Annotated in this window: 5 protein-coding genes; 1 reads left to right on the plus strand and 4 read right to left on the minus strand. The window is 64.1% G+C overall.

Annotation, left to right across the window (positions count from 1 at the left end; all coding sequences use genetic code 11):
- The 3 genes from EN925_RS22390 to EN925_RS22400 form a co-directional block, all read right to left on the minus strand.
- On the minus strand, positions 1-970 hold a 970-nt coding region (locus EN925_RS22390; RefSeq protein WP_164894331.1), incomplete at its 3' end, for an alpha-hydroxy acid oxidase.
- A gap of 101 nt (positions 971-1,071) precedes the next feature.
- A complete protein-coding gene (locus EN925_RS22395; protein ID WP_127368603.1) occupies positions 1,072-2,172 on the minus strand; it encodes an isocitrate/isopropylmalate dehydrogenase family protein in 1,101 nt (366 codons plus the stop codon).
- 25 nt (positions 2,173-2,197) lie between these two features.
- The gene (locus tag EN925_RS22400; RefSeq protein ID WP_013533144.1) at positions 2,198-2,941 is read right to left on the minus strand and encodes a glucose 1-dehydrogenase; all 744 of its coding nucleotides are present in this window, start codon (positions 2,939-2,941) and stop codon (positions 2,198-2,200) included.
- A gap of 141 nt (positions 2,942-3,082) precedes the next feature.
- On the opposite strand from EN925_RS22400, the gene EN925_RS22405 reads away from it, so the two are divergent.
- A complete protein-coding gene (locus EN925_RS22405; RefSeq protein WP_127384525.1) occupies positions 3,083-4,579 on the plus strand; it encodes an aldehyde dehydrogenase family protein in 1,497 nt (498 codons plus the stop codon).
- 100 nt (positions 4,580-4,679) lie between these two features.
- On the opposite strand, the gene EN925_RS22410 is transcribed toward EN925_RS22405, so the two are convergent.
- The coding region (locus tag EN925_RS22410; protein ID WP_245487268.1) for a LysR substrate-binding domain-containing protein at positions 4,680-5,223 on the minus strand (544 nt) is incomplete at its 5' end.

Genomic DNA, 5,223 nt, shown 5'->3' on the forward strand with positions numbered 1-5,223 from the left:
CCTTGGCCTTGACGATGTCCGTGCCCGTGCGGATACCGGAATCGATGAGGATCGGGATTTGGGCGCCAAGTGCCTGACGGATAGCGGGCAGGGCATCGATGCTCGATACAGCACCGTCGAGCTGGCGGCCTCCATGGTTGGACACCCAGATGCCATCGGCACCAGCCGCCACCAGTCGCGACGCATCGCCCGGGTGCAGGACGCCCTTGACCAGCAGCCGGCCTTTCCACCAGTCGCGGATCTGGCGGAAATCGTCCCAGTCGAAACCTGCATGGAGGCTGCCGCCAACACGCGCGGCGATCGTCAGGCCGGCGCTGTTGTCACCGAGATAGCCGCGGACGTTCTCGAACTGGGGCAGACCGCCGCGCAGCAGGCGCAGCGACCAGCCAGGATGAAGCATGCCTTCCCAGAGATGCCGGGCCGAAGGCCGCAGTGGGATAGATATGCCGTTCCTAAGATCCTTTTCGCGCTTGCCACCGGCTTGCAGATCAACGGTCACCACCAGCGTCGAATAGCCAAATTCTTCCGCTCGCCTCACCAACTGGCGATTGAAGTCGAAATCCTTGAGCACATAAAGCTGGAACCACAGCGGCCCCTGTACGGCTCGCGCCATGCCTTCGATGCTGGCCGTGGCCATGGTGGAGAGCGTGTAGGGGATGCTGCGAGCGGTTGCCGCCCTCGCGATGGCAATGTCGGCTCCGGGCCTGACCAGCGCGCAGGAGCCCATCGGGCTGATCACCAGCGGTGTTGGCAAGGTCTCGGACCAGAGCGTCGTGGAAACGTTCGGATGCGAAACATCGGTAAGCACGCGCGGCAAAATTCTGATCTTTTCGAAATCGCTTCGATTGGCTTTGAGGGTGAGTTCTTGCCCCGCCCCGCCATCGATGAATTCGAAGACGGATTTCGGCAGACGACGACGGGCAAGCGTGCGAAAGTCCTCGACCGAAACCTGGCGATCGAGAGCGCCCATCTCAGGTCTGGACCCTGTGCCGGCCGGCGATGAATATCCGGCGCATGAGCGTCTGGCCGACCTTGCCAGGTCCAACAAGATTTATCCTTGGCTTGGTCATATCAGTCGCGCCCGGCAGCGAGCCGGTCGCAGACCGAACGGGTTATCTCGCTGGTCGACGCCCTGCCTTTCAGATCGGCGCTCAGAAGCCCGTTGGCCAGGCAGTCCTCGGTCACGCGACGGATGCGCGCTGCGGCCTGGTTGAGTCTCTCGTCGCCATGCTTGTGGCCGAGCCAGTCGAGCATCGAGGCTGCCGACAGGATCGTCCCATACGGATTGGCGATACCCTGGCCGGCAATGTCGGGCGCCGAGCCGTGCGCGGCCTGGAAGAAGCCGTTGGCCGCGCCGATCTCGGCTGAAGGCGCCATGCCCATCCCGCCCACCGTCGCGGCGGCGAGGTCGGACAGGATGTCGCCGAACATGTTCTCGCTGACGATGACGTTGAAATGGCCCGGTTTCACCACGAGATGCATCGCCATGGCGTCGACCAGCGCGTGCTCGGTCGCGATATCGGGATAGTCCTTCGCCACTTCGTCGAAGACGGAGCGAAAGAAGGCATAGCTGCGCAGCACGTTGGCCTTGTCGCAGCAGGTCACCCGGCGCACGCCGTCACGGGGCGCGCCGCCCGACTGGCGCGCCAGTTCGAAGGCCTTGCGTGCGATACGCTCGATGCCGGAGCGGGTCTGCACCAGCGTGTCGACCGCCACTTCGCCGCGCAACAGCGCGCCCGATCCCCGCGCGGCGTAAAGCCCTTCGCTGTTCTCGCGCAAGATGATGTAGTCGATATCGCCGGCCTTCACTCCGCTCAACGGGCTCGGCACGCCCTCGAAAAGCCTGACGGGGCGGATATTGGCATAGAGATCGAGTTCGAAGCGCAGCCTCAGCGTGAAATCCAGGCCTGCTTCGGTCCCATCGGCATGGATGACGCCCGGCAAGCCGCCCGCACCATGCAGGATGGCGTCCGCCTCGCGGCAGGCCTGGAAGGTCGGCTCGGGAAAGCTCTGGCCGGTCTTCAGGAAATGCTCGGCTCCGGCCGGGTATTCGCTGAAGTGCAAGGGGCTGCCGGGACCGAGCGCTGCTTTTACCACTTGAACCGCTGCGGCGCAGACTTCCGGGCCGATGCCGTCGCCATGCACCACGGCGATTTCGTAGACAGGCTTCATCGCCAACTCCCAAATGGTCTAACGCTCAGATGCACTTGCCGCCATCGACGTTGAGGTCGACGCCGGTGATCATGCTGGCCTCGTCGGAGCACAGGAATGCCGCGGCATTGCCCATGTCCGCCGGCGTAGACAGCCTGCCGATCGGAATGGTGGCGACGACGCGGGCGCGGTTCTCCTCGCCGGAGCCGATGAAAGTGGACAGAAGTGGCGTGTCGCCGGCAACCGGGTTGATGGCGTTGACGCGGATGCCGAAGGGGGCGAGTTCCACGGCCATGGCCCGGGTGGCGGCAATCGCCCAGCCTTTGGAAGCATTGTACCACGTCAAATTCGGGCGCGGCGAGACGCCGCCGGTGGAGGCGACGTTGAGGATGGCGCCTGATTTGATGGATTTGAAATGCGCAACGACCGCACGGGCGCCATTGTAGATGGATCGCATGTTGACGTTGGCGATCCGGTCGAACATCTCTTCGTCCATTGTCTCGAGCGCCAAGGGCGGCTGGGCCACGCCGGCATTGTTGACCAGTATGTCGAGACCGCCAAAGGCCGAGCGGGCCAGGTCTGCCGCCGCTTCGAAGCTTCCGAGTGTCGAGACGTCGCCAGTGATTGGCCGCACATTTTCGCCGGCTTCGGCAGCAACGCGGGCCGCGGCGGCCTCATCACGGTCCATCAACACGACCAGCGCACCTTCGGTGACGAATTTCCTGACGATGCCTTCGCCAAATCCCGAACCGCCGCCCGTGACGATAGCGACCTTGCCAGCAAGTCTCATATCTGTTCCTCCGTTGCCGGCACCATCGGGGAAGTCGCGTGCATTGCACAGTCCGATTATCTGAACGCCCTTTTAGCTTTCCTTGTTTGAGGTCGACCGGCGTGGGAGTCATAGTCGCCACGGAATTGTGAGGAGGAAGAGATGACGCTGAATTTCGACCCGCGGGCGAAGGCCACGGCGCTCTACCATGGCGAATTCCGGCCGATGTTCGTCGGCGGCAAGTGGGTTCCGGCACAATCCGGCCAGGAGATGCAGGCGCTCAACCCGGCGACTGGCGAAGTGCTGGCCACGGTGCCGCGTGGCTCGGCGGCCGACATCGATGCGGCGGTGGCCGCTGCGCGCACGGCCTTCGAAGGGCCGTGGTCAAAATTCTCGCCCTACGAGCGGCAGTGCGTGCTTCTGCGCATCGCCGATCTCTTCGAGACCCATTGGGAAGAACTCAGCGTTTCCGACACTCTCGACATGGGACTGCCGATCACGCGCACGCTAGCCAACCGGCGGCGCGTCATCGGCATGCTGCGCTTCTATGCGGGCATGGCGACCGCGCTGCATGGCGAATCCATAGACAATTCGATCCCCGGCGAGATCGTCTCGTTCACAAGGCGCGAGCCGGTAGGCGTTGTCGGCGCGATCATCCCCTGGAACGCTCCGACTGCGGCGTCGATCTGGAAGATCGCGCCGGCGCTCGCCACCGGCTGCACCATCGTGCTGAAGCCCTCGGAGGATGCTTCGTTGACGCCGCTGCTGATCGCCAGGCTGATGCAGGAGGCCGGCGTTCCCGACGGCGTCGTCAACGTCGTCACCGGCACCGGGACAGAGGCCGGGGCGCGGCTCGCTGAACATCCCGACGTCAACAAGATCGTCTTCACCGGCTCGACGCTGACCGGCCAGGCCATCGCGCGGGCGGGCGTGACCAACCTCAAGCGCGTTTCCCTGGAGCTCGGCGGCAAATCGCCGATCATCGTCTGCCGCGATGCCGACATCGACAAGGCGGTTCCGGTCGCCGCGATGGCTGTGTTCGTGCATTCGGGCCAGATCTGCATCGCCGGTTCGCGGCTTTTCGTGGCCCGCGAAATCCATGACGAATTCGTGCGCCGGGTCGCCGAGTTTGCCGGCAGGCTTCGCATCGGCCATGGCATCGAGGCGGAAACCGAAATCGGCCCGCTCATCAATGCCAGGCAGGCCGGCAAGGTGGTGGGCTATATCAAGGCCGGCCGCGACGAAGGCGCGGAACTGATGGCGGGCGGCTCGCGACTGACCGGCGGGCCCTACGACGGCGGCAATTTCATCGCGCCGACTGTCTTCGGTGCGGTGTCGGACAAGATGACCATCGCGCGTGAAGAGATCTTTGGTCCGGTGATTTCGGCGATGCCGTTCGACACGCTCGACGAAGCCGTGGCGCGGGCCAATGCGACGCCCTATGGCCTGGCGGCCGGCATTTTCACCAGTCATCTTGGCACCGCCCACAAGCTCGCCCGCCGCATCAAGGCCGGCTCGGTATGGGTCAACATGTACCACGCCATCGACCCGGCGGTGCCGTTCGGCGGCATGAAGATGTCCGGCTACGGCCGCGAGGGAGGCATCGAACATCTGCATGAATATCTGGAGACCAAGTCGATCTGGATCCAGACCGACTGAGGGTGCGCTGATATTCAGGAGAGGCCGGGCTGCCAATGGCGGCGTTCCCAACGCACCATTCTCGGCGCTCGTGCAAGGTGCCTGTCCGAAGGCGCGACGCTCAGTTTGCCAGTTCGCGCAAATTGGTGCGGATGAGGTTCATCAGCTGTTCGGAGAAGGAGTGGTGCACATAGCCCCGCGCGGTGATGATGCCGACCGAGCGGTGGGCGTCGCGATGGTCGATCGGCACCACCCGCATACGCTCGTCATTGCGCGAAATGGCGATGCCGGGCACCACGCAGACGCCAAGTCCCGAACACACCAGCGCCACCGCCGTCTGTGCGCTTTCGACCTCGTATTGCGGCTTGAACTCGATGCCTTCCGCCGCCGTCAGCCGATCGACAAGGCCGCGCACGGCGGTCTTGCGGCTGAGCAGGATGAGCGGATAGCGCAGCAGGTCCGAGAGCAGCAGCTTCTTTTCGCCACCGTATATTTCCGTGGGGATGCAGGCCATCAGCGGATCGTCGAGGATGGACTCGAACTGGAAGTCCGTCAGGTTTGGCAGTTCGGGGCCGATGTAGAACTCGACCTCCTGCTGTTGCAAAAGGCCAAGCGCGGCCTGCGGCGGGCTCTCGATGACCTCGACGATGCTGCGTGGATAGCGC

The organism is Mesorhizobium sp. M7A.F.Ca.US.006.04.2.1 (assembly GCF_004022915.1).
Classification (GTDB): Bacteria; Pseudomonadota; Alphaproteobacteria; order Rhizobiales; family Rhizobiaceae; genus Mesorhizobium; species Mesorhizobium ciceri.

What these genes read in the sequence shown, in the direction of transcription:
- EN925_RS22395 (WP_127368603.1), bottom strand. Translation starts at nt 2,172, where the DNA reads ATGAAGCCTGTCTACGAAATCGCCGTGGTGCATGGCGACGGCATCGGC.
- EN925_RS22400 (WP_013533144.1), bottom strand. Translation starts at nt 2,941, where the DNA reads ATGAGACTTGCTGGCAAGGTCGCTATCGTCACGGGCGGCGGTTCGGGA.
- EN925_RS22405 (WP_127384525.1), top strand. Translation starts at nt 3,083, where the DNA reads ATGACGCTGAATTTCGACCCGCGGGCGAAGGCCACGGCGCTCTACCAT.